The sequence below is a fragment of the Clostridium estertheticum genome (assembly GCF_026650985.1).
Classification (GTDB): domain Bacteria; phylum Bacillota; class Clostridia; order Clostridiales; family Clostridiaceae; genus Clostridium_AD; species Clostridium_AD estertheticum_C.
The window spans coordinates 3,074,196-3,097,936 of record NZ_CP086239.1; the positions used below are offsets into that span (position 1 = coordinate 3,074,196).

Here is a 23,741-nt window from a genome sequence, read left to right on the forward strand (position 1 = left end):
GAGTCCTCTCTTGTTTCATTTACATTTATATTTACATATATTATTGTAGGTTTAAGAGAGTAAGCTTTGCCAAGTACCGTTACCGGCAATTCAATCAATATCTTCGTCAGTTGTGTTTTCAGTAATTTCAGATTTAGGAGCGCAGTCATAAACATAAAGTTTATTTTGCTTTATGGTCTTTAATTTTTGTAGTTAAGTCTTTAAACTTATTATTTTTCTTTAAATCTTCATTTAAATCAGGGTTTAAATTTTTCATATCAAAGGAATTAACTAAAGTTCCATTATCGCTAATATCATAGTGACCTTGGTATAATCCTTTACATACATACGCATCTTTTACAATAGAACCTGAATATTTTTCTAAATACAATAAAACATGTCCATTCTTTTTAACAACTGGATCTTCATCTATTTGCGTTTGCAATAAAGTAATAACATCGTTGGCTGAAATCAAATCCCCTTTAAGTACTTGCTTTATTTTAAGCTTATTGGTAACAAATGTAACTCCCGTATAGTTTGTTTCGGTTTGTTCGCCGATTTGTACAGCTTCAACTATATATGGAGACTCAGATATTAAATTATCTACGGTTCCATTGGCAAATGATTGGCTAACACTTGATGCCAATTTAGCACTTGATGCCAGTTTAACACTTGGTGCTATTTTAGAATTATTATTTAGCTGTTTTAAAATAGAAAATGTGGAGATAAATACAGTTCCTATTATTAATCCTATAATTAAAGATTTTTTTTTCATATAAACAATTCCTCCTAATTTAATTATTTGTAAATTGAATTTACACTATTTTCAATAATATTCTACATAAGCAATTAAAAATCCTTTTTTTGTTAATAATTATTTATATTTCAATTATTTCGAAGTGTTAACTATGAGGAAACTGAAAAAGTAGTTAAGACTTAATCTTAGCTACTTTTAATATTTGTGTTACATAAAATAAACTTGTAGATAGTTAATACAAAGTTTAAATATTTACTGGAGCTTTTTAATAGCGCTTATGGTTAGTGGACCACTGGCGCCGTCTACAACTAAAACATTATTATTTGGTACGGATAACTTGAGGTGCCATTTTAACTAATTCATCTTTCGATATATTAGAATCCATTGCTAATAAAGAATAATGAATTCCACCTTGCATCCACTCTAAATATTGAGACTGAGAGATTTCTATCTTGTCACTTCCATAGCTGAACACATATTTACCGGACAATTTATCCTGCTTATCCTGCTCTGTCAATTTATAATTTGCTGGTACAACCTTATAAACAGATGAACTATAATATAAATCTATACCGTTACAAGTATTAACAACAGTTTCTTTATTTGATCTTTCACCTAACATTCCGTTTTCCATAGAAAGATATAATTTGTCATTACCTTTTGTATACGTAAAATCAAGGGATTTTGTTTTTTTTACAGTATTGCCATTCTCATCAACACCTTTTTGATTGTCGGTATATCCATCCGCAAAAGTGTATCCGTTGTCAAATTTATCAACTAGTTTAGGATTAAATTTAAAATCATTTTTAACTTGTTCTACTGTAGGTATAGTAGTATATGTTGGTATAGTACTTGAACTTCCATATATAGACTGTATTTTCCCTACTTTTCCTGCTGCAAATACAGTCGTTCCTATTACCATAGTAGCCGCTAATATAATAATAATCTTTCTCCTCATTGATCCTCTTTTATATGGTTTTATATTATTTTCCATCTCATCATTCTCCTCTTTTTCCGGTAAACTGCTTAATGTTGCATTTACCTTGCTTTTAAAACTTTTAGGCATATCTGGAAAGATATTATTCCAATTATAGGCATTCATAATTTACCTCCATATTCTCTAATTTTATTTTTATTGATTTTCGTCCTTTTGATAACCTGCTTTTTACAGTTCCAGTGGGTATTCCTAAAATCTGTTTAATTTCTTTTACTGAATATCCATCTACATAATAAAGAACAATTGTAATACGAATACGCTCTGGTAAATTCTGAATGGCCATATATAATTCACTATAATCCTTTTTATCATCAGCCTTGTCAGACTCAAAGTATTCTTCATAAGGTACTTGTGAATGTTCTTTACTTTTCAAACTATAACATTCATTTATTAGTATCCTAACTAACCATGTTTTAAAATATTGTTCTTTCTTTAGTGTATCTAATTTGTTATAGGCTTTTAAAATTGCCCCCTGAACTGCATCCTCACAATCTTGCTCATGAATCAAAATTGATTTAGACACATGATATAAAATAGATTGCATCTCAATAACTTTGTCTGTAAATATAGCCTTGTTCAATTGAATTCCTACCTTTCCTTGCAAATTGTAGCGCTACTTTTTTGCTTTACACTAATTAGATAGATTTATCTGCTAAATGGTTCATTTAATTTTAACTTAAATTTAATTGATGTTTTCCATATTGTAATCTAAAATGTAAATTATACTAAATAAAGAATATTTTTAAACTTCAGAAAAAAGCCAAAAATAAAATTCTAAAACTCCAATTTACTAGGAAGATTATTATGAACCAATTTAACCTTTTAAAATAAAAAAAAGAAGCATTTCTGCTTCTTAAATTAACTCTATAAATCCTTAGTAAGCTCTACTATTATTTCTTGTAATAAATATTGGGATGAGGTGCCAAATTATTGCATTTTAAATAGTTAAATTGTAAATTTATCTATTTCTTCTTCTAATTTTAAAGCACAATTTTTCACCTTTAGAGTTTCAGTTAGTACATCATTAGAACTGTTACTTACATTTATCACTCTAGTAGCTATATCAGTAGTTCCACTAGCCCCTTCGTTAGATGCCTGCGCAACACCATCTATTGTTCTTAACATGTCCCCTACAGATTCTAAAAGTTCTTTAGAAGTAACACTAAAATCTGTAACTAGTTCTTTAACAAATTCAGAATCATTGCTATACTCATTTCCAATGCTTAACATATATATATAATCATCTTTTATATCACTACCAGTATAGGTCAACAATTTATTAGAGCTCTCAGAAAGATTCTTCACAGACTCACTAACTTTAACTGTTATATTTTGAATTTCAATAACCGTGTTCTTTGATTGTTCCGCGAGCATCTTAATTTCATTTGCAACAACTGCAAACCCCCTACCTGATTCACCAGCTCTTGCAGCCTCTATAGCTGCATTTAAAGCTAATAGATTAGTCTGTGAAGTTATACTCATTATAGATTCAGATAACACATTTATTTCCTCAACAACTTTAGATGCTTCTATAGCTTTTTCTAATTCTAATCTTGTATTTTCAAATACTGTGGTTGATTTATCTATAGCCGTGCGGACTTTCTTCTTTGACTCCTCTGCCCTATTATTTATCTCGATTGATTTACCTGCACCATCCTGAGATTTGTTTGCTATAACTTGAATAGATCGTTCAATCTCCTGTGAAGTTGCCATCATCTCCTGAGCGGATGCTGCAGTTTCTTCCATACTTGCTGCTAACTCTTCTGTTGTAGCTGAAGTTCCTTCAATTTGAATCATTAAGTTGGATATACGTTTTTCTTCTACCTGAGCACTTTTAAATACTGCAGAGGCCTCTAACTTTACATTTTGAAGTAATGATTTTATAGATTGTTGCATTATGTCTACAGAATTAGCTAGGCTACCCATTTCATCCTTACTTTTTAAAAATGCTATTGGTATTTCTTTAGTAAAATTTCCATTAGCCATAACTTTAAAATAATTTGTCATAAATAAAATTGGTTTTATAATTGTCTTAGCAAATACCAAAGCACCAATCAAACCTATAAATAATAAAATAATAGCTATAACAAGAATGCTTAATTTTAAAATATTTAGACCTGAAAGTATCTCACTTTTTGGTGCAGTAACAATTAGAAACCAGTCTGTACCTTTTACTGGAGCATATCCCACAGATTTAGAAACTCCATTATAAGAATAGCTACCCGATCCAATATTTCCTTTTATTGCCTCTGTCTGAACTCTAGCCATTTCTTTTAAACTAGAATTTTTAACTACATCCTTTAGAATATTATTTTTTTTCAAAACCATAGCTGGGTCAAAGTAAGCAATTGCAGTTCCTTTACTGTTAATCATATAGGACTTACCTGATGTCCCAAATACAACTTTATTAGTAATAGAACTAAGATCATTACCATCCCTAATTGCACAAAGTACACCTACAATATTACCCTTCCATTTAACGGGAACACTGTATTTTATAATTATCTTGCCCTTACTCGCCACGTTCTCTGTTGGATCTGAAACGGATCGATCACCTTTAAGAGCTTTTTGAAAATCCACTTGATCTTTTACACTAACCGATTTTCCGTTAACTAACTGAATATTTCCATTAGCATTAATATAAATAATATTTTCATCTCCAGATCTCTTAATCTCTTTATCTAAGAGGGCTGCCTTAACTGGCAAAGATACACTAGGGTTGCTAATTATATCTTGGGACGCCAAAACCTCAAGTGCATTCCATTGCACTAAGAGAGCATTCTGTACTACGTTTGTCCCCTGTTGAGCTAATTGTGGTAATTCATTATTTACATTTGTAACTAGTACGCCCGAAGCAATAAGATATGATGTAACTCCAAAAGCAAGACATACACATGTTACTAAAAGACCTATAAACATTACTATTTTTGTTTTAATGCTTTTCATTTAAACCACCTACATTTCATTTTTTTTGTGCTCCAATTTAAGTTATTAAATTTTTTAAATGTTACCTTACCTTATTAACAATAAAAATATTCCTATTATATTATCTGTATTTAATTAAATAACTTTAGCTTTTTTTGCTCAAATCCGTAGAATGTTAAGGATGCTAGCAGTTGACTGAGTTCTAGTACTTGTGTATACTTTAATTGTAAACTATAAAATTTATAAGGTTTACAATAAAAATTCAAATGACATAAAGGGGATGTATTAATGAAATTAAATTTATCAATTAAAGAAATCATGGTAGCAGGTCTATTTGCTGCTATAACATCGGTTCTGGCACAAATATCTTTTGTATTGCCGTTTAGCCCTATCCCAATTACTTTTCAAATATTAGCAGTGTTTTTATCATCAATAATTTTAGGTAGTAAACTTTCGGCTATATCTCAACTTGTTTACATTTTACTTGGAGCTATTGGAATCCCAGTATTTGCAAACTTCAGTGGAGGACTAAATTGCATATTAGGCCCTACAGGGGGCTACCTTATTAGTTATCCTATCATAGCTTTTATTATAGGAAAAACGATAGAAAAAGAATATAATATTATAATTACAATTTCAAGATTATTTATATCATTATTAATTTGCTATTCTATGGGTGCACTTCAACTTGCTTTTATAACAAAAATATCATTAAAAAAGGCTATTCTGTTAGGCGTTGCTCCCTATATACTTTTAGATTCGGCAAAAATTTGGACTGCATATTTAGTTGGCGTTAAAATTAGAAATAGCTTATTAAAGGCTCGTCTGATAAAATGTTAATTTTAAGGGCTCATCACTTGTTGTGCATTCAAGGATATAAAGGAAAAGGATATAGTCTTCATTTTACTGATAATATGGACAAAGTAGTAAATAAACTTAAAGATAATACGTGTATAAGAGTTGTAACCAATACAGATGATATTTGTGTTGCATGTCCACATAATTTTAAAAATGGATTTTGTGAAAGTGATGAAAAAGTTTTTGTTTTTGATTCTAAAGTATTAAATGAACTTAAACTAATAGAAGGCAGGACTTATTTATATAAAGACATTTTAAATAATATAAGAGAAAATCTGACTTACGAAAAGTTTCTAAAAATTTGTAAAAGTTGTTATTGGTTTTCATATGGATATTGCTTCAACAAACTTAAGAAGCATTAGTTTAATTAAGGGTAGTGCTCTCTTTTTCATATTATAATATAAAATGTAAATTATATTAAATAAAGAATATTTTGAAGCTTCAGGAAAAAGCCAAAAATAAAATTCTAAAACTACAATTTACTATATAGGTGTTGTTTAACATGTTAAAGGCTTTAGTTAGCCCATTCAAATCAGTTTATATACCAATTGGAAGTTTACCGCAGTCTGTATAGACAGTAGTAAAATTATTTCCACCTTCTCATGCAGGAGTACTATTTCGAAGAGTTATGATGGAACAGGCAGAGAAGGTTACATTTGCAGGTGCACCAACTGCTGTATTAGAACATTTCAGACTGAATTTAGGTGCTTCCTTCAAAGTTGGAGATACAATTTTAAGTTCTTATTCCAGTATACTAATTTGGTTAATGGCAAAGATGAATACATGGGATGCTGGGACTTAAAAAAATATCATATATTTCTTTATCTTTATCTTCTATCATAAAAAGATATCCTCTTTTATTTAGGTATTTTAGCTTTAAGTGCATAACAAGAACATAACAACAGTCAACTTCATAATATATATAATGTATTTATATTATGGAGGGAAGGCTTTGAGCAAATTCAATACGGATATGTTGCACGTTAATTTTGCCATGGGAACAGGTGAAACAAAACCAATTATTCCTAGGAAATATACCCTTACTCATTCAGACGTTACCGGAGAATTATTTTTAACTATTGCAGCAAAGTATGATTATGATAAAATCACTGACATGAGGGATGAAGTACTAGCAGAATGGACCATGATTAATAGTAAGTACGCACTTATGGTTAACGTTATGGTAGATAAAGAACAGAACCCAATAATGTCAGCGGTACGTAATAGCATTCTCACAAAAGAATTACCGCTAGCACTTTCGGCACTTAGATATGGAGATAGAGAATTTTTTAGAAAAAATCCCTCTTTAGATAAAGCACCTATTTATGTGAAATTTAATTCTGTTTATCCTACGTTTAATCGTTTAGAACTATGGGGAACGCCTTTAGATTACAAATAAGAATTTTTAATTTAGTATCCATATAACACCTTATTATGTTGTATACTTTTGTATTTTTTACATAGTAAGGATTTGAAAATGAGCAACAACATGTTGAAATAAATGTTATAGCATATTAATTCCCTCTTAACAAAATAGAATACTTCCTTATTGTTTTATTAAGAAGGCCTTAAATTAACATAAATAATTATTCCAATTCATTTGTCCTTTCAAGAGCACTTTTTACACTTGACATAATGGTTCCATGAAAACTAGATTCGCTTAACACATGTAGTCCTGCAATTGTTGTACCTGCTGGTGAAGTCATTGTATCTGTAATTTGGTAAGGATGTTTTCCAGTTTTTTGAATGGTTAGTGCAGAAGCAATTAAATTCTCTAAAGCTATAGCTGTGGCATCCTTACGGGAAAAACCAGATTCCACTCCAGAATCTATAAGCGCTGCAAGAAAATACATTATGTAGGCAGGCCCAGCACAACTATATGCAGTAAATGCATTAAAGAGGTTTTCATCTATGAACATTGTCTGTCCTAATGCACTTAACAGTGTTTCAACTATTTTTTTGTCTTCAGGTTGAACCTGCTCATTTACGCTTGCTGCACTATAACCATGTTGTACGTCAATCATAGTATTTGGCATAATACGAACAAGTTTGCGATGGCTTTCAAATAAATTTTCTAATTTTTCCATTTTGATTCCCGCACATATAGAAATAATGATAGTAGATTCAGATAAATGATCTTTAATATTTTGCGCAACACTTACAATATTTTGAGGAAGTACTGCAATTAGAATAATATCTGCACCTTTTACAGCAACTGTGACATCTTCTGCCTCTACAATACCATATGTAACATTAAGGTATTTTCTTCTTTCACTTAATATATCAAAAACCGCAATGCTTTTTGGAGAAAATATTTCATTTGAAATAATTCCTCTGATGATTCCTTCGGCCATATTTCCACCACCGATAAATGTAATCTTTTTATTTAACATATTTTATTCCTCCTGTTTTATTTGAAATTTTTTAAAACATCAAAATACTCTTTGCCAAATAGCAATATGTATTTTTCTACTACTTGACTAATAATTAGAATACCACCTTCGCCGAGTTTATCTTTTAATGTTTTACTCATTGAATATAGCAAATGAGCAGTGTGAAAGTTGAAATCTCTAGTGCAGGTACTACCCAGTTCAGTTCTCTTTTGAGCAAGTTTTATCGTATCCTCTTCATGCATTGGATTTTCCCAGTGAAATTCACAATGATCTGCTCCAAAGCTTAGATTACTAGTAGCTTTCATATGAAAATTTTTATTGAAACCATTAAAAACAGCATCATCTATATTTATGCAGTAATATTTTCCATAATCCAAAAGATTATATTTTTTCCATGATGAGCACCATTCACATTTCGTCACAGCACTTACAAGTTCCGGTTCTGTTTTGAGAATAGCAAATTCCATTGTATTTTTTTCTGGAGCCCATTCACTGTAAGCTTGACTATTTATAAAATCTAATGCATCTCCATTTGCAATTGCTCTTTTAGCCATCCTTTTTCCTCGCTCATGCCCATAATTTTCAATTCCAACATAGATCGCCTCTTTGCCTTTTTCACCAAAACGCTCTATAGTATATTTTGCGAAGAGTGCAACTAATACTGCATGATGTTCAATTGTACAATGAACTATTTCAACTTTACCCATTTTAATATCCAACATCCTTTCAATAATTTATCAATTTACTCAACAAACCTTAATTATAAATCTTTTTCTATTAAATACTATGATTTACTTCATTCTTTTTTAATCCTTTAGTCTTCTCTCTTAATTCTTTATAAATCATAAATCCTGCAAAAACAATAGCTGAATATCCTGCCAAAGGATATAAAATATTCAACAATTTATCAAAAGGAAGTACTCCTCCAAAGAACATACTGATTACAGTTAGTACTGTTGCAATGATGTTAAACTTTTTAGTTTTGTCAGTAGCAAATTTTCTAACAACCATTAATAGAAATGAAGCCACTGCTGAATAAATACTTAGCACTATTAACACTGAAAAAATTAATCCTAATATAGGAGATATGTGATTAGCAATTGCTAATGTTGGAACTTGCGTACCTATAATTAATTTATAATAAACAAGTTCACCTATTATAAGTGCAATAATTGCAATAGTAAAAGCAACAGTTCCAACAACAGCTGCCGTTCTTGCTTCTTTTAAACTTCCTGCAGATGCTCCACAACTAACCTGAAATGGTATACTAACCATAAGAGCAAGAAAGGCATATAGTGCTCCTGACCATGCCCAATTAGAAGAGGCGGATTTAAACCCTAATGTTGGCATAAGTCTGCCTGCTTCTGACAATATAGTCGGCTTCCCAAAAATAGTTATAATACCACAAATACCTATTATTGCCACAAATAAAATTTTAATAGGGCCTATAACACCTATTATGTCGATGAATTTTTCTACCCCTAACAATATTGTTCCCAATGCAAGAAGAGCTATAGCGCCAGTACCTATATATGTTGGTATTCCATAATATTGATGAATTGTTGCTCCTCCACCAGCAAGCATAACTACAGATATAGCATACACCAATACAACACTGTACCATACATAAACTTTACCTAGGGCTTTTCCACAATAATACTCAAAAACATCATATGGATTATCAAATTTCTTTTTTTGACCTATTCCATATAAAATGTACGTTAAGGGTATCATTAAAGCCACAAAAATTAACGCAGCTATAATCCCCTTTGTCCCACTTGCTGCAAAAAATTGCAAGACCTCCTGTCCTGTTGCAAATCCAGATCCAATCCAATATGCACACAATGCGCCTGCAAGAAGTACTACTTTTTTTACACTAGTTAATTGTTTTTCCACCTTCACCACTCCTCTTTCCTAATTTAGATATTTATAATATTGTCTTTTATAAATTACTATAAAAAAACATGTAGTTGCTGAAACTTCATCGGGTCAATCTCTTACTATCTCTAGATAATAATAGATAATTTTAAAATATTAAATTGTTTTAGATTCATTATATTTACTGAATCTAATAAATACATACTATTCCTATTATATTACTATGTATTGTTTTAATATGCAATGTAATAATATGGAGCAAGTATTTTTCTTTTCACTCTATTTGTTTTGTTTAACCAAAATAAAAGACATACAATATAATAGGCTGTTATATATATTTTTTTAATTGATTGTTTTTTTATACAAATGAATTCATAAAAAATAAAACTTGCATTTTACACAAGCTAGTACTACAATAAAGCTTAAATTGCAAATAAAAATTTACTTAACTCTATAATAACAAATAGAGCATTTTTTTTGTTTTAAATACATAATATTAATTAATATTTTACTAAGGGAAAATTCAAAGGAGAACACTGGATGAAAAAATTAAAGCTTGGACTAGGTACACAGATTCTTATCGGACTTACACTCGGTGTTATAGTGGGTGCTATTTTCTATGGTAACCCAGCAGTTATACCATTTTTACAACCTTTAGGCGATATTTTCATACGTCTAATTAAAATGATCATAGTTCCAATTATATTTTGTGCACTTGTTGTTGGAATTGCAGGTGGAGAAGATGGTAAACAAATTGGTAGATTGGGTTTAAAGACTATAATTTACTTTGAAGTAGTAACTACAGTTGCCATCTTAGTTGGAATATTGGCAGGCAACGTATTCCATCCTGGAACAGGCATAGATATGGCAACACTTGTAAAAACTAACATATCAAGTTATGTTAGTACTACTAAATCCGTTGCAAATCACAGCATGGTAGATATGATTGTAAATATTGTTCCTACAAACATTGTTAGCGCCATGGCTGAAGGCAATATGCTTTCTATCATATTCTTTTCAGTTATGTTCGGATTAGGAATTTCTGCGGTGGGGGAAAAAGCAAAGCCTGTTCTTCGGTTATGTCAAGGGATTTCTGAGGCAATGTTCTGGGTAACTAATCAAGTTATGAAAGTGGCACCAATTGGAGTATTTGGCTTAATGGGCGTGACCGTTTCAAAATTTGGTCTTAAGTCCCTAATTCCTCTTGGTAAGTTAACTTTTACTGTTTATGGCTGTATGATATTCTTCGTTTTAGTAATACTAGGATTAATAGCTAAAATGGTTAGAATAAACATTTTTTCACTAATTAAAGTTCTAAAAGATGAAATTATTCTCGCATATACTACAGCAAGTTCTGAAGCGGTATTACCTAGAGTAATGAACAAAATGGAGAGCTTTGGTTGTTCAAAATCTATTGTATCCTTTGTTATTCCAACTGGTTATTCATTTAACTTAGATGGATCAACATTATATCAATCTATTGCAGCACTATTTATTGCTCAGTTATATGGAGTTCATTTGTCAATATTTGCTCAAATTAACTTAGTGGTAGTTCTTGCAATTACTTCAAAAGGTATGGCAGGTGTAGCCGGAGCATCTTTAGTTGTATTATTAGCTACTCTTGGATCTGTAGGTATTCCATTAGAAGGAGTAGCATTTGTCGCTGGAATTGACCGTATCCTTGATATGGCAAGAACAGTTGTAAATGTAGTTGGTAACTCATTAGCTGCTGTGGTTATGTCTAAATGGGAAGGTAAATACGATGCGGTTAAAGGTGAGAAATATCTAGAAGAAATTAAGAACGGTGTTATTGATTCTAACGAAGCTCAGAGTTTGTAACTTCATTGCTATATTCTAAGTAATGTCTACAATATTATCATTTTTTAATCTCAGATTGAAATATCCTGCATCAATTTTGGTAATATCAATCAAGTTATTTAATAGCCTTAATAGACTTAACAAGCTATTAAGGCTATTTTACTTCATAATATTTCTTAACTTTCACTTTGAGTATAAGGGGCCCGGCCCTTAGGTAAATATGTAAAGTTATTTTAAATCAAATTATCTATACCATTAACCGTAGTTTGTTCATTGTCATTAATAGGAATAACTATGCATTTTTGGCCATTAATTATTTGAGATTTTATTTGAGATACTTTTTCGGGTTTTACTTGTAGTATAACATCATAATCAGGGGTAACATTATTATCTTCTGAATATAGATCTGGAACTTTCTCTAAATTAGTTTCTGAAGTTTCTTCTAAATCAGCTGCTACCGCTTCTTCTAAAACCACATTGTCATCGTTAACTTCTGTAGACAGTTGAATTTCATTATCTATAGTATTATCTTGTTTAACTTGATCAAGTCTTGCCTTAAGTATTTCCACTTCTTTATAAAGGCGTTCTTCCTTTTTTCTTTGCACATTTGCCTTAAGCGCCTTTGTGTCAATTAAATTTTTAGCTAAAGTGTTATCATCACCAAAGTTCTCTACATAGGCATTTTCAATCATAGTAGTAATTTCGCCTGGAACTTCACTTTCTATTAAAAGGTTTTGTATATCCTTCTTTGTTAAGCTTATAGGTTCACTATCTGCATCATCATTTAGCTCATTGTATTCTTCTATCATAGTGCTTAGATTTTCTTGTATATCCATAAAAATCTTATCGCCTTTAATTTCATCTAAGCTAAAAGAATCTTTAATAATTGATTGAAATGTTTCCTTTTGAACCGTAGCCGTTTGTTTTGAGAGGCACCCTAGAACATTTTCCATTAACTCAGTATGTGTATCTTTTGCATTTTTTGTGTAATACATAATAGAGTTAACATCTGCACTACGATCAATAAAAGCAGGAAACACAAAACCATTAGTTGGGGACTCGACTACCCAATCTCTAATACGTGCTTTTATTTTGTTTTCTTCTTCAAAGTATCTAAGACCAGGCTCTGAAAGTGAAACTGGACATATTGCACATAACACGTATTCATATACTTCTTCAGATTCATCTATCTTTATATTATCTCTGGTTTTGCTAATAACATCATAAGCATCATGATAAAAGAGTATTAAAAAATTACCAGTGTAATCATAATTATCTATAATCAAATCATAAAGATTATCAAGAAAAGCATCATCTTTTAATTGACTGTTTTTAAGCTGCATAAGTGAAGTTTGTCTTTCATTTGTAAAATCTTCATTAACTTCAAAGTTAAGTTCTAAAATATTATTCCCAATAGTTCCAGACAATACTTTTTTAGCAATTTCTAAATATTTAAAGTATTCTTCCTCATCTAAATTTAGAAAGCTTTCTCTAAATTTTAAAATAGTATGTTTTTCTCCATTAACATAGCAGCCACACACTTTAGTGAAGGTACATTGTTCTTTTTTAAAACGTCTTTTTAATTCAAGTATATCTTTTCTTCTCATGCATAAGCTCCTCAATTTATAGTTGACGTGGTTTGTCTTTAATATTTTTTATTTGTAGCTATAATTAATATATTATCATTATTAATTATAGTATTTTTTTTACAAAAAATAAAGTAGCAAATTCACCTTGGATTATTTAACTCTACAATCTCGCCTTCTGAAGGATTTATCATAATATACTTTTTCTCACCATCATTTTTAACAAAAGAGAAATAATAAAAACTATGTGGCATAAATATATCTTTTATACTATCAGCTCTAATTTGTATACTATTATCGGAATATGATTTAAACTCAACAAAATGATCTAATTCATTTTTATACTTGTTCTGTGCAATAGTTTTAGCTTCACTATAGGTATACTTTGGTAACAAAGCAAAATATACAATAATTAAGAGAATATTAATTATTACTATTTTCTGTATCAATTTTTTGGGGTTCTTGCTGGATAACCTATTATAAACAGCAGCCTGAAATATTAAAAATGATAAAATATATGTACTCGGAAATATAGAAGATCCTTTATAGACGTTTATTGTGATGAATAACATCAAAGTTAATTCAATTATTCCAACGATGGTACCAATTATTTTTAATTTCATTATTAACACCTTCCTCGTTCAGACGTTACCGGAGAATTGTTTTTGACTATTGAAGCCTGTTTGTTTAATTTTTCTTATTATAAAATAAATAAGAACTAAACCATACTAATACCATAGTAGCACTAATAATACTTAAAGTTGTTACAATAGGTCCAACTAATTGAGCGCCCCACCATTTAACCCCTTGAACTGAAAGTATTAATAAAAACAAAATGCATAAACAAAATGTAATAATACATGTTATATTACCTGACTTAAAAAAAATAAATTTTTCTCGTTCGTCTTCAGAATCTTTATCCTCAATACTACTTTTTTTGTTTAAACTTCTTATTATTTCTTCTATTCCTGTTACCGTTAAAATAATCAAAAGTATTATACTTGATTTACTTGAATCCACAAAAAACAGAACAACCTCAGCAATTGCGAAAAGTAAAGATAGTACTCCCAATATAAATCCCTTATTATTATATATTTTCATTTATATTCTCCTTACTATATTTATTTAAATAATACAATTTGAAAGATTTCCATCACTCTGTTAACATGATATTGCATTACCGCCTATAATATAACCATAAGAGCATGAAACGTCTGTTTTATGACATAAAACGACATTTTGTAATTTTTACATAGTATTTTATTAACTTGTAATCAAATGTTTATATGGTTCTTCCAATTAATACTTGGATATTCGATTTTCCGAATATCTTCTTTTTTTTAGAATAGTGCATGAACTGTGATATAAAAAATAAAAAGTGTTCATTTTTATTTTTATACAACTATTCTAAATCTAGACCCGCCAACTTAATTAAATATAAAGCATTCTTAGTAGTTGATACTCCTTCTCGAATTTTATAGTCAAATTTTATCTCATTATTTACATAATACTCTTGGAAGTTATAATTCTTAATTCTAAAATACTCATACTGTAAATCACACAATTCCAAGTCGTGAGTAGAAATAAGTCCTGACGCACCTTGTTCACCTAATTGTTTTATTAATGCTTTAGCTCCATCATGTCTATCAATAGAATTAGTTCCCTTAAATAATTCATCTAATAGGAAAAATACTTTTTTATTCTTTCTTGTCTCTTCAACAATCATTTTTATCCTTAATATTTCTGCATAAAAAGAAGATATGTTATTTTCTAAGTTATCACTTGTTCTCATACAAGTAATAATTTTCATAAGTGAGCATTCAAATTTTTCTGCACATACGGTGGCGCCAATATAACTTAATACTAAATTTATACCTATGGTTCTTAGAAATGTACTCTTACCAGACATATTTGAGCCTGTTATTAGTAAAATGTTTTTTTCATTGTTAATTGTAATATCATTACATACTTTTTTATCACCTAAAAGTGGATGACCTAATCCATTGGCTTTTACTATGAAGTCGCAATCTTTAATTAAAGGTACAGTCCACTGTGGATTGTCATAAATAATATTTGAAATACTACTTAGTGCCTCAACTTGACCTATAACATCAAACCACTTTTCCAAGCTTTTACCTGAATTAATTCTCCATTTTTCAAACTCTATCATACATTGATAATCCCATAAGAGCGATATATTAAATATCATAAAAAATGAGTTCTGTCTATCAGATATTTTGTCATATATAGTAGCCAATTTTTTTATTGCTGTTACTGCACCTTCACCTTCATAGGTCACTAAATTACTTTTTAATTGTCTTAAATAATCACTTTTAAAATCTTTATCTGCAATTGAACTTAACAATCTAAGATATACAACTATAATACCTTTGTATTTATAAATATTATTAAACGTGTAACTTCTCTTTTTCGCACCAATAAATAAAATTATTGTCTGAAGAAATATCGTAAAACAAGGTAACTTAAAATCTATTAAAGAAGTAAAATAAGTTAATGTAATTAATATCAATGTTAAACATGGCAAAAGTCTAACAAATAAAATAAGCCATGGCTTAGTATATAATTCGTTTTTATCCTTTCCCCATTTATACAACTCTTTTGGATTAATATTTTGATTAGGTATGACCATACCCTCAGCCTCAAATTGCTGTCTCCATTCTAAGTTCATAGCTAATTCATGCAATGATTGCTGTATCGTATTTATATCAACAGAAGTGCTTAATGGGTGAATAAGTCTATTTTTTAATTTTTCTCTCCCCACAAATGTTTTACTACTATTTATCCACTGAAATAATGAACATTCGCCAAATATATCCAAATCATCCGAATAACTATGTTGTTTATCCTTAAATTCACTTCCGTCATCCTCGAAATCTTTCCATTCTCCATTTAATCTTTTTAATGCTTTTTCATTAATTTCTTTCAATGCCATTGAGTAATTTCTTTTATTGATTGCTTTACTCTTCTCTATAATTAAATAAATAAAAATAGCCAGTGAAACAATAAAAACACTTATACTTACCAAATAACTTTTAATTATAAAAGTATAGACTGTAACACTAAAATCAATTATGAAGGTAAAAAACCTGAAATAGACTAAAATCTTTATTGACTTATTTTGTTCTTGAATTAAATCTTTGTAAGTACTCAATTTATTAACATAATTATTATATGCACTAACCAACGTTTGCCCTCCAATTTCCGTCATAATATCTCGTTCTAATATATTTTAAAAATAAGTATTTGCTTATGGCAATATCATAGTAGGTATCGATTATAAAAATATAACTCTGCTACATTTCAACAAACATACTCAATTATCCTTTAAAATTTCTACCTACCAGCTTTAATTAAGTTATTAAAGTCATACTTTGATCATTTCCACAATTTCATCAGTATTTATATACCCTTACTCATTCAGACGTTACCGGAGAATTATTTTTGACTATTGCAGCAAGTATGAATATGATAAAATCACTGACATGAGGGATGAAGTGCTGGCAGAATGGATCCATGTTTAATAGTGAGTATGCACTTATGGTTAATGTTATGGTAGATAAAGCAAAGAACCCAATAATGTCAGCGGTACGTAATAGCATTTCACAAAAGAATTACCGCTAGCACTTTCGGCGCTTAGATATGTAGATAGAAAATTTTTTAGAGAAAATCCCTCTTTAGATAAAGCACCTACTTATGTGAAAGTCAATTAGAGAAACGAGTTAAATCAAAGATTAATTTTAATTCAACCTACAAATATGCAGAGTTATGTAAAAATTTCGAGCATGTAGTTCTAGCCACTGGAGATGGAGATTATGCCTTTCATTTGGGAAATTATAATTGTAATCTTACTTGTACTATTAAAGGAGCAACTGTTCAAGGAAACTTTGTAACAAGTAATCCTCATGTATGGTTTAATTATGAAATACTACCTAAAGGATGTGGTTGGTTGATACCCTTTTCTGAAAAAGAAGCGAATTTAGTTATTGCGTATCCTGATTATCCTGAAAATATAAGATTAGATTTAAATGATATTTGGGAAAAATTTAATGATTTAGCATGTAAGAGTTTAGACCAAAATCTTAAGATAACTGATAACTTTGAAGTTACAAGATATATGATGGGAGTATGTAATAAAGCTCGTATTTTTATTAAAGCATCTCCCGGGTAGCTGCAACAGCGACCAAGGAGATGCTTTAATCTAAAACCATCTATCTTTATTAATAAGCAATACTACAGCAATACATATAGTTGGAATAAATATCATTCCAAATACTACCCAAAATGCCATTACATAATTATGCATTGGAATCCCTTGTACATTCATAGAAAAAAGTCCACTAACAAGAGTCATAGGTAAGATTGCAACTTGAACAATAGTAAATATACGCATCAAACCATTCATTGTGTGGTTTGTGAGTGATGCAAAGGTACTGTCAGCAGACTCTATAACTTCTTTATAGTTTTCAAGCATATCCCATATTTTTTCTATTTTATCAGTAATATCGTCAAAATATATGTCCATATCCTTAGGAAGATATTTTACAATATCTTTTTCAAGTGTTATTACAACGGGTCTTAATGGTTTAATTACACTTCTATAGTTAATTATCTGCATTTTAGTCTTTGATATATTTTCAAGCATTTCCTTAGAACGAGTAAGGAATACTTGCTTATTTATTTCACTAACCTTAGCTCCAATCTTATCTAGCATAGGAAAGCAATAATCAAATAATATCTTTATTATCTCATAGAGCAATAGTGCTGAACCCTTCTCCATATATTCTTTCCTTAATGCTTCGTTTAATTGGCAATTTTGTGCTAAATCCACTAAAGGTTTGAATTCTCCCTCATGAAGTGTAACTACGTAATCATGACTTATAAAAATATCTAATTCTACAGAGTCAATCCTGTCACAGTCTTTTCTATATCTTGGAAGGTGTAGTACAATAAAACTATAATCTTCATAGGTATCAATTTTTGATCTTTGATGCTCAGTCATACAATCCTCTATCAAAAGTTCATGAAATCCATAAACATCTTTAAGCATCTCAAATTCCTTATTAGTAGGTCTAATTATATCAACCCATTTAATCCCTTCATGTTCAATTAGCTTTACCTCTGTAGGTAAATCTTTTATAACAGGTTGTTGTTTCTTTGCATTTTGGAATGGTAATGTTAACATAAACATAGTAATGTCCTCCTTTTTATAGAGAGGATCTTACCCTTAACAAAAATGAGTAGTAAAACATAATCCTCTCTTTTTTAATATAAAATTATTTATAAAAATATCATACAGATCGGGGTTGCTTTCCACTCAAATTCGCCACCTTTTTAGTATACTTATCAAAATAATATTCTTAAATATTTATAAAAATAAAAAAATCTCCCCACAACAAAGTGAAGAGATTCAATACGAACCAAATAATAGCTTCTTCACTCGTTGAGTTTTAGCACTGTAAAGCATAGAACATAACCATCCATATTTTATATGAATGTTGTCAGCTACATTAAGTAAAACCTTAATCCGGTAGTACCTGCTGACCCATTGGCGTCTCTCGACGTTTCTGGGCAGTAGCATATATCTATACAGTAACCTCACCTAACAAGAATATTAAATTTTTATTCTCAATTAGTCTTAATCTTATACTTTATACTATGCGAAAAACCAAAGGATGTCAATAATATTTTCAGACTCTAGTACTGACCCTTCACGCGTTACCCACTTTTAGTTAAAATATTTCAATTCCAATAAACCTTACAAAACTGTAAGGTTTTATTATATAAATCAATTTATTAGTTTCCTTAATTCATATAGAATTTATTTATGTTTGGAGCCTTTAAATGCACACCAAACAAATCAATCCAGAAAAATCAAGGAGGTCTACTACTATGAAAAAATCTATCACTTATATGCAAAGATTTTTAATAATTATAATAATTATTGCATATGTACTTCCGTTTTTATGCTTTCAAATAAAATGCTTAACACATATTCTGAGTACTCACCAAACTGTTACAACAACAGAAAGTAAAGAAAAAAATTCTATATCTTTATTAGGTAACAACAATAAAGAGCCTTTAAATAAGGACACTGTAGAAAAGTTTGCAGATGGTCTGTTTAATGAACAGTTGAAAAAATTTAAAGTACCCGGAGCAGTTTTTGCTGTTGTTAAAGACAATACTGTTCTTTTTGAAAAAGGATATGGATATTCAGATATAGATAAAAAAATACCCGTTAATCCTAATACAACTGTTTTTAGAGTAGCTTCAATTTCAAAACTTTTTACTGCTACAGCTGTTATGCAGCTAAAAGAAAAAGGTAAGGTAAATTTAAATGAAGATGTAAATAAATATTTAAAGGATTTTAAAATAGAAAACAAATACTCAAAACCTGTAACACTTGAAAATCTCTTGACTCACACCGCTGGTTTTGATGAAAAAATTATCGGAGAATCTCAAACAAAAAGTTATCTACAGGAAAAGCCACTAAAAGATACCTTAACATCTCGCCTTCGTCCTATAATTCGTGAGCCTGGTGAAGCTCCCCAGTACAGTAACTATGGTATGTCTGTAGCTGGTTATGTTGTTGAAAGTATGACAGGTACTCCTTTTGATAAATATATGGAAGATAATATATTGAAGCCTCTACATATGAATAACAGCAGTTTTTCTTTCAATAACAAAATACTAGGTAACTTATCTAAAGGATATGATTACAAAAATGGTGTTTATAAAAAAGTCCCTATATATGGAACAACCTTGGCACCGGCGGGTGGATTAAAAACCACCGCAGATGATATGACTAAGTTTATGATAGCACATTTAAATAACGGTACTTATGATAATACTGCAATATTGAATAAAGATACTACAGAGGATATGCATAAAAAGCATTTTCCATTGGATATAAATATTCCCGGTTTATGCTATGGATTTGAAGAAAACAATATAAATGGGGTGAGAGTACTTGGCCATGGAGGTAACGATTATGGTTTTAATAGTCTCTTATATTTAATACCTGGTAGTAATTTGGGATTTTTTATTTCAACCAATGGTGATACTGGAGCCAATATGTGTGGTAGTCTAGCCAATGAATTCATGAAAAAATATTATCCACAATCTAAAGCACAAACCAGTATGGATAATAAAGTTAAATTTACAAAAAGTAATTTAAAAGAATTGGAAGGTGTTTACCAAGCTAGTAGATATCCAAGAAATGAACTAGGTAAATTAGTATTACTACTGGTTCCACCATTAAATATAAAAAGCAAGTCGGATACATTGATCGTAAAAAACCCAGGTGGGCAAAATCTCTATAAAGAAATAGAACCTTTACTTTTTAAGAATGTTAAAGGCGGTGATACTATTGCCTTTAAAGCAAATAAACAAGGAAATATATCTTATATGCTTCCTCCTGGTTCAAACATTGCCTATGAGAAAATCCATTGGTATGAAAACCCTATGTTGCATAAAATCATTTTTGTACTTTTTTCAGTATTGTTTTTATGTATGTCCATTACGATGATATTTCTTAATTTCAAGAAAAAAGCTACTAAGGAATTGTCAATTTATAAGCATCATAGATATATTATACTTTCTATATGCATATTAAATTTAGTGTTTTTATTGGGTATGACTAAAGAATGTATTGATTTATCATCCTCTCTTACTTTTTTACCAGAATTACCTAAGATGGTTATATTTCTATTGTTTATTCCAATACTAACTACCATATTTACTTTTGGACTACTGATTGCAACCTATGTATATTGGAATATGAGAAAATCTAATGCCGGTATAGTTGTACGTAATATAATACTTTGTTGTGTTTTTTTAATTTTTAGTCTTTATCTAAATTACTGGAATCTTTTAGGATTCAAGTTTTAGTCAAAAATCAGATGCCAGTTTCCTTTACTATCAAATGCAATCTTCTTTCCGCCCTTTTAATTTATGATATAATATAGAAAAGTTACTATATTATATCATAACTTTAAAAAGGAGGAATCTGTTTTGTATAAGATACTTGTTATTGAAGATGATATCAGGCTAAATAAACTCGTAACAGAGCATCTTCAAAAATATAGATATGATGTTACTTATATACAAGATTTTAAAAATGTAGAGGTAGAACTGGAAAATTCAAAAGCTGACTTAATTCTTTTAGATATAAATCTTCCATATTCCGATGGGTTTCAACTGTGTAAAACTTTTAGAAGATCCTCGAAAATACCTGTAATTATTATTTCTTCAAGAGATAGTGGAGAGGAACAAATACGTGGACTTGAACTCGGAGCAGATGATTATATTACAAAACCTTTTAACTTTGACTTTCTGCTTGCTAAGATACAAGCAGCAATACGAAGAGTGTACGGTGAATATGCAAATGAATCAACTATAATTGAAAGTATGGGAGGTATTAAGCTTAATAAAGATACTTTTAAAATACATTATAATGAAATTGAACTTGAGCTTAGTAAAAATGAGTTCAAGCTCTTAAGTATACTTATTAAGAATGAAAATAGAATAGTCAGTAGGGAATATCTTTTAGAAGAACTTTGGGATGATAGCAATTTTGTAGATGATAACACGTTAACAGTTAATATAGCAAGAATAAGAGCTAAACTTAAAGAGTTTGGTGTTAGTGAAGTTATCTCAACCAAATGGGGTATAGGATACATGTTTCAATGTGATTCTGAGCAAGAGGGTTAAATATGAACAAAAATATATTAATAAATTTTGCAAAAGATAAACTATCACTTACTATTGTATATTTTCTTAGTACAATTTTAATTCTTATTTACATTTACTCATTAGGTACTCAAATTGATGTATTATATCCTTTGTTACTATCTATAGTACTATACCTACTTTTAATATTAAGTGAATGGTCCAAATATTATAAGTTTAATAGAAGTATCAATGAAGGCATAGAAAACAGGTACTTTAATTTAAATCCAAAAACAAATGAACAGCTAGAAACAGCTAATGCTATATTTAAAATTCATGAAAACTATACAAATAAAATAAGTAAAATCCATGCACAAAATACAGATAATAAGTATTTTTTATCTCAATGGATTCATAATATAAAGACTCCTCCTTCAATAATCGATCTTATCATTCAAAAGGCTACTAAAGAAACAAGCTTTAGTAACGAGGATTCAACAATGAACCAATTGAATATATTAAGATTGTTCTTTGATATAAGAGAAGAAAATAATAAAGTTAAGAATGGTTTAGATCAAATTCTAAACATTAGTAGATTAAATGATTTTTCAAAAGATTATGAGCCTCAAACAGCGAACCTCGTGCAATTATTAAAGGCGGTCATCAATAATAAAAAAAGTCAATTTATCTATAATAATGTATTTCCTAAAATAGAATTTAAATATGAAAAGATATTGATTATTACAGATGAAAAGTGGACTAAATTTATGCTAGGACAACTTATATCAAATGCTATTAAATATTCTAAAGCTAACAAAGAAAACACATATATATATTTTAATATATATATAAATGATAAAGAAACAAAGTTAACAATTAGAGATGAAGGTATTGGAATTCCAAGCTTCGATATAAAAAGAGTTTTTGAACCATTTTTCACAGGAGAAAACGGTAGAAAAGTGGGCGATGCTACTGGCATAGGCCTATATATATGCAAAGTAATATCAAAGAAGTTGAATCATAGCATAGCCATAGAATCTGAGATTAATAAAGGAACTACTATTTCAGTTACTTATCCATCAAAAATTTAAAGACAATGGGGTGATGCATTGGAAGTTTTATGTGCTGAGGATATTGTTAAGGTGTATGGAGGAAATTTAGAAGTTAACTCTAATAATGTATTAAACGGTATAAATTTAAGCATTGAAAGTGGAGAATTTACTGCTATTATGGGACAATCAGGAAGTGGTAAGACAACCCTGCTTAATATCTTATCCGGTATTGACACGTCTAATAGTGGAACAGTGAAAATAATGAATAAATATATAACTTCCTTAAGCAAAAAAGAAAAATCTATTTTTAGGCGTGAAAATTTAGGAATTATATTTCAAAGCTTTAATCTTCTTGATAATATTACGCTTGCAGAAAATGCTGCACTTCCATTGATATTTAAGGGAATCAGTGCCCCAATAATTGATGAAAAAATAAAAGAATATTTTATGCTTTTTGATATATACGATATTAGAAATAGATATCCCTATAACGTGTCTGTAGGCGAACAACAAAGAGCAGCCACATGTAGAGCTCTAATAAATGATCCATATATTATTTTAGCTGATGAACCAACTGGAAGTCTTGATCCAAATACTTCTAAAAAATTTATGAATTACTTGCAAATTATAAATGATATCAAAAAAGCAACAATTCTTATGGTTACACATGACATATACGCTGCAAGCTACTGTAGACGAGTGATTTTCATAAAATCCGGAAAAATATTTGTAGATATATATAACAAAGGGGATCAAGGTGCTTTTTTTAATAGAATATTGGATACTCTAGCAGTGATTAGTGGTGAATGA

At 29.7% G+C, this 23,741-nt stretch carries 22 protein-coding genes, 2 pseudogenes and 1 riboswitch; of the genes and pseudogenes, 12 read left to right on the top strand and 12 right to left on the bottom strand.

What is annotated here, in order from left to right; all coding sequences use genetic code 11:
- Positions 1-160 precede the first annotated feature (160 nt).
- The 4 genes from LL038_RS14780 to LL038_RS14795 form a co-directional block, all read right to left on the bottom strand.
- On the bottom strand, positions 161-754 hold the full coding sequence (locus LL038_RS14780) for a hypothetical protein (RefSeq protein WP_216124774.1): 594 nt from the start codon (positions 752-754) through the stop codon (positions 161-163).
- Between the two features lie 301 nt (positions 755-1,055).
- Positions 1,056-1,838 (bottom strand): hypothetical protein, encoded by a 783-nt coding sequence (locus LL038_RS14785; RefSeq protein WP_216124775.1) that lies wholly within the window; start codon positions 1,836-1,838, stop codon positions 1,056-1,058.
- On the bottom strand, positions 1,825-2,313 hold the full coding sequence (locus LL038_RS14790; RefSeq protein WP_216124783.1) for an RNA polymerase sigma factor: 489 nt from the start codon (positions 2,311-2,313) through the stop codon (positions 1,825-1,827). Before LL038_RS14790 ends, LL038_RS14785 begins: the two co-directional genes overlap by 14 nt.
- A gap of 365 nt (positions 2,314-2,678) precedes the next feature.
- Positions 2,679-4,679 (bottom strand): methyl-accepting chemotaxis protein, encoded by a 2,001-nt coding sequence (locus tag LL038_RS14795; RefSeq protein WP_216124784.1) that lies wholly within the window; start codon positions 4,677-4,679, stop codon positions 2,679-2,681.
- 267 nt (positions 4,680-4,946) lie between these two features.
- On the opposite strand from LL038_RS14795, the gene LL038_RS14800 reads away from it, so the two are divergent.
- The 4 genes from LL038_RS14800 to LL038_RS14815 all read left to right on the top strand — a co-directional run bounded on the left by LL038_RS14800 (position 4,947) and on the right by LL038_RS14815 (position 6,915).
- Positions 4,947-5,498, top strand: a complete 552-nt coding sequence (locus LL038_RS14800; protein ID WP_216124785.1) for a biotin transporter BioY — start codon at positions 4,947-4,949, stop codon at positions 5,496-5,498.
- A gap of 17 nt (positions 5,499-5,515) precedes the next feature.
- On the top strand, positions 5,516-5,878 hold the full coding sequence (locus LL038_RS14805) for a DUF1284 domain-containing protein (RefSeq protein WP_253199940.1): 363 nt from the start codon (positions 5,516-5,518) through the stop codon (positions 5,876-5,878).
- Positions 5,879-6,144: 266 nt separating this feature from the next.
- Complete coding sequence (locus LL038_RS14810) at positions 6,145-6,318, top strand: hypothetical protein (RefSeq protein ID WP_216124787.1); 174 nt, start codon at positions 6,145-6,147, stop codon at positions 6,316-6,318.
- 150 nt (positions 6,319-6,468) lie between these two features.
- Complete coding sequence (locus LL038_RS14815; RefSeq protein ID WP_268055884.1) at positions 6,469-6,915, top strand: staygreen family protein; 447 nt, start codon at positions 6,469-6,471, stop codon at positions 6,913-6,915.
- A 187-nt stretch (positions 6,916-7,102) separates the two neighbouring features.
- Here LL038_RS14815 and proC read toward each other — a convergent pair whose 3' ends face one another.
- The 3 genes from proC to LL038_RS14830 form a co-directional block, all read right to left on the bottom strand.
- Positions 7,103-7,909: a pyrroline-5-carboxylate reductase gene (proC, locus tag LL038_RS14820; protein ID WP_216124788.1), complete on the bottom strand. Its 807-nt coding sequence runs from the start codon at positions 7,907-7,909 to the stop codon at positions 7,103-7,105.
- A 17-nt stretch (positions 7,910-7,926) separates the two neighbouring features.
- On the bottom strand, positions 7,927-8,616 hold the full coding sequence (locus LL038_RS14825; protein ID WP_216124789.1) for an L-2-amino-thiazoline-4-carboxylic acid hydrolase: 690 nt from the start codon (positions 8,614-8,616) through the stop codon (positions 7,927-7,929).
- Between the two features lie 70 nt (positions 8,617-8,686).
- Positions 8,687-9,805 (bottom strand): hypothetical protein, encoded by a 1,119-nt coding sequence (locus LL038_RS14830; protein ID WP_216124791.1) that lies wholly within the window; start codon positions 9,803-9,805, stop codon positions 8,687-8,689.
- 522 nt (positions 9,806-10,327) lie between these two features.
- Here LL038_RS14830 and LL038_RS14835 point away from each other — a divergent pair.
- Positions 10,328-11,626, top strand: coding sequence for a cation:dicarboxylate symporter family transporter (locus LL038_RS14835; protein ID WP_216124793.1), 1,299 nt, complete (start codon positions 10,328-10,330; stop codon positions 11,624-11,626).
- Between the two features lie 212 nt (positions 11,627-11,838).
- Here LL038_RS14835 and LL038_RS14840 read toward each other — a convergent pair whose 3' ends face one another.
- The 4 genes from LL038_RS14840 to LL038_RS14855 all read right to left on the bottom strand — a co-directional run bounded on the left by LL038_RS14840 (position 11,839) and on the right by LL038_RS14855 (position 16,396).
- Complete coding sequence (locus LL038_RS14840; protein ID WP_216124795.1) at positions 11,839-13,212, bottom strand: DUF4317 domain-containing protein; 1,374 nt, start codon at positions 13,210-13,212, stop codon at positions 11,839-11,841.
- Positions 13,213-13,334: 122 nt separating this feature from the next.
- Positions 13,335-13,814 (bottom strand): hypothetical protein, encoded by a 480-nt coding sequence (locus tag LL038_RS14845; RefSeq protein ID WP_216124796.1) that lies wholly within the window; start codon positions 13,812-13,814, stop codon positions 13,335-13,337.
- 64 nt (positions 13,815-13,878) lie between these two features.
- Positions 13,879-14,292, bottom strand: coding sequence for a hypothetical protein (locus LL038_RS14850; protein WP_216124798.1), 414 nt, complete (start codon positions 14,290-14,292; stop codon positions 13,879-13,881).
- 301 nt (positions 14,293-14,593) lie between these two features.
- Positions 14,594-16,396, bottom strand: coding sequence for a MutS family DNA mismatch repair protein (locus LL038_RS14855; RefSeq protein WP_216124906.1), 1,803 nt, complete (start codon positions 16,394-16,396; stop codon positions 14,594-14,596).
- A gap of 221 nt (positions 16,397-16,617) precedes the next feature.
- Between LL038_RS14855 and LL038_RS25715 the strand changes: the two are divergent.
- The 3 genes and pseudogenes from LL038_RS25715 to LL038_RS14860 form a co-directional block, all read left to right on the top strand.
- Positions 16,618-16,698 (top strand): annotated as a pseudogene (locus tag LL038_RS25715) (hypothetical protein); the annotation flags it as partial.
- Between the two features lie 161 nt (positions 16,699-16,859).
- A pseudogene (locus LL038_RS25720) lies at positions 16,860-16,922 on the top strand (hypothetical protein); the annotation flags it as partial.
- 113 nt (positions 16,923-17,035) lie between these two features.
- Positions 17,036-17,380 (top strand): hypothetical protein, encoded by a 345-nt coding sequence (locus LL038_RS14860; RefSeq protein ID WP_253200285.1) that lies wholly within the window; start codon positions 17,036-17,038, stop codon positions 17,378-17,380.
- Positions 17,381-17,410: 30 nt separating this feature from the next.
- Here the strand turns inward: LL038_RS14860 and LL038_RS14865 are convergent, their stop codons facing one another.
- Entirely contained in the window at positions 17,411-18,400 is a 990-nt protein-coding gene (locus LL038_RS14865) for a magnesium transporter CorA family protein (protein WP_253200286.1), read from the bottom strand.
- Between the two features lie 236 nt (positions 18,401-18,636).
- Positions 18,637-18,826: riboswitch (M-box (ykoK) riboswitch) on the bottom strand.
- 275 nt (positions 18,827-19,101) lie between these two features.
- Here LL038_RS14865 and LL038_RS14870 point away from each other — a divergent pair.
- From LL038_RS14870 to LL038_RS14885, 4 genes are all read left to right on the top strand, one after another.
- Positions 19,102-21,099 (top strand): serine hydrolase, encoded by a 1,998-nt coding sequence (locus tag LL038_RS14870; RefSeq protein WP_216124800.1) that lies wholly within the window; start codon positions 19,102-19,104, stop codon positions 21,097-21,099.
- Between the two features lie 123 nt (positions 21,100-21,222).
- Positions 21,223-21,921 carry a response regulator transcription factor gene (locus tag LL038_RS14875; RefSeq protein ID WP_216124802.1) on the top strand — a complete coding sequence of 233 codons (699 nt, stop codon included), beginning with the start codon at positions 21,223-21,225 and terminating at the stop codon, positions 21,919-21,921.
- Positions 21,922-21,923: 2 nt separating this feature from the next.
- Positions 21,924-22,970, top strand: coding sequence for a sensor histidine kinase (locus LL038_RS14880; RefSeq protein WP_216124804.1), 1,047 nt, complete (start codon positions 21,924-21,926; stop codon positions 22,968-22,970).
- 18 nt (positions 22,971-22,988) lie between these two features.
- The gene (locus tag LL038_RS14885; RefSeq protein ID WP_216124806.1) at positions 22,989-23,741 is read left to right on the top strand and encodes an ABC transporter ATP-binding protein; all 753 of its coding nucleotides are present in this window, start codon (positions 22,989-22,991) and stop codon (positions 23,739-23,741) included.

What these genes read in the sequence shown, in the direction of transcription:
- LL038_RS14835 (WP_216124793.1), top strand. Translation starts at nt 10,328, where the DNA reads ATGAAAAAATTAAAGCTTGGACTAGGTACACAGATTCTTATCGGACTT.
- LL038_RS14785 (WP_216124775.1), bottom strand. Translation starts at nt 1,838, where the DNA reads ATGAATGCCTATAATTGGAATAATATCTTTCCAGATATGCCTAAAAGT.
- proC (WP_216124788.1), bottom strand. Translation starts at nt 7,909, where the DNA reads ATGTTAAATAAAAAGATTACATTTATCGGTGGTGGAAATATGGCCGAA.
- LL038_RS14780 (WP_216124774.1), bottom strand. Translation starts at nt 754, where the DNA reads ATGAAAAAAAAATCTTTAATTATAGGATTAATAATAGGAACTGTATTT.
- LL038_RS14845 (WP_216124796.1), bottom strand. Translation starts at nt 13,814, where the DNA reads ATGAAATTAAAAATAATTGGTACCATCGTTGGAATAATTGAATTAACT.
- LL038_RS14850 (WP_216124798.1), bottom strand. Translation starts at nt 14,292, where the DNA reads ATGAAAATATATAATAATAAGGGATTTATATTGGGAGTACTATCTTTA.
- LL038_RS14800 (WP_216124785.1), top strand. Translation starts at nt 4,947, where the DNA reads ATGAAATTAAATTTATCAATTAAAGAAATCATGGTAGCAGGTCTATTT.
- LL038_RS14880 (WP_216124804.1), top strand. Translation starts at nt 21,924, where the DNA reads ATGAACAAAAATATATTAATAAATTTTGCAAAAGATAAACTATCACTT.
- LL038_RS14825 (WP_216124789.1), bottom strand. Translation starts at nt 8,616, where the DNA reads ATGGGTAAAGTTGAAATAGTTCATTGTACAATTGAACATCATGCAGTA.
- LL038_RS14810 (WP_216124787.1), top strand. Translation starts at nt 6,145, where the DNA reads ATGATGGAACAGGCAGAGAAGGTTACATTTGCAGGTGCACCAACTGCT.
- LL038_RS14795 (WP_216124784.1), bottom strand. Translation starts at nt 4,679, where the DNA reads ATGAAAAGCATTAAAACAAAAATAGTAATGTTTATAGGTCTTTTAGTA.
- LL038_RS14870 (WP_216124800.1), top strand. Translation starts at nt 19,102, where the DNA reads ATGAAAAAATCTATCACTTATATGCAAAGATTTTTAATAATTATAATA.
- LL038_RS14865 (WP_253200286.1), bottom strand. Translation starts at nt 18,400, where the DNA reads ATGTTTATGTTAACATTACCATTCCAAAATGCAAAGAAACAACAACCT.
- LL038_RS14840 (WP_216124795.1), bottom strand. Translation starts at nt 13,212, where the DNA reads ATGAGAAGAAAAGATATACTTGAATTAAAAAGACGTTTTAAAAAAGAA.